Source organism: Stutzerimonas stutzeri (assembly GCF_002909485.1).
GTDB classification, from domain to species: domain Bacteria; phylum Pseudomonadota; class Gammaproteobacteria; order Pseudomonadales; family Pseudomonadaceae; genus Stutzerimonas; species Stutzerimonas stutzeri_AH.
Genome location: NZ_PPXG01000022.1, coordinates 1 through 509, shown reverse-complemented (window position 1 = coordinate 509; position 509 = coordinate 1). Strand labels below are relative to the sequence as shown.

At 63.7% G+C, this 509-nt stretch carries 1 protein-coding gene; it reads right to left on the bottom strand.

Annotated features, from left to right (window positions below; translation table 11 throughout):
* Positions 1 to 509 (bottom strand): AarF/UbiB family protein (locus CXK91_RS22495; RefSeq protein ID WP_258035669.1); only part of this gene is annotated, 509 nt, incomplete at both ends.

The window sequence follows — 509 nt, the reverse complement described above, 5'->3', positions numbered from 1 at the left end:
TGCGCAGGCCAGGCCAGTCGCTGAAATGCTGGCGAAAGCGCTCGAGGTTGTTGCGCTCGGCCTCGTAGTCGAGCTCCTGGTCGATAGCGCCCTGAAGCTCACGGTAGACGGATTCGAGCCGCGCCGAGGGCGTGCCGAATAGCCGCCCCAGCGGCATCAAGCGACGCAACTGCCGGAGGTCAGCATCGCAGATGCCGCGAATGCCTGGATACTGGACCTTCATGATCAGCGCCCGCCCCTGCCGATCACGTGCGCGGTGTACCTGCCCCAATGACGCCGCTGCCGCAGGTTGGGGTTCGATGGCTTCGAATAGCTCGTACAGCTGCCCTTCATAGAGACGCTGCAGGTAGGACTCTAGCGAGGCGAACGGCAGCGATGGAACCTGGTTCTGTAGACGAGACAGCGCCGCGCTTATCGGCTGGGGCAACACGTCCTGCCATTGCGAAGCCTGTTGGCCGAGCTTGAGCACCGGGCCCTTCATCTGCCCTAGCGTCTCGCCGAGCAATGAG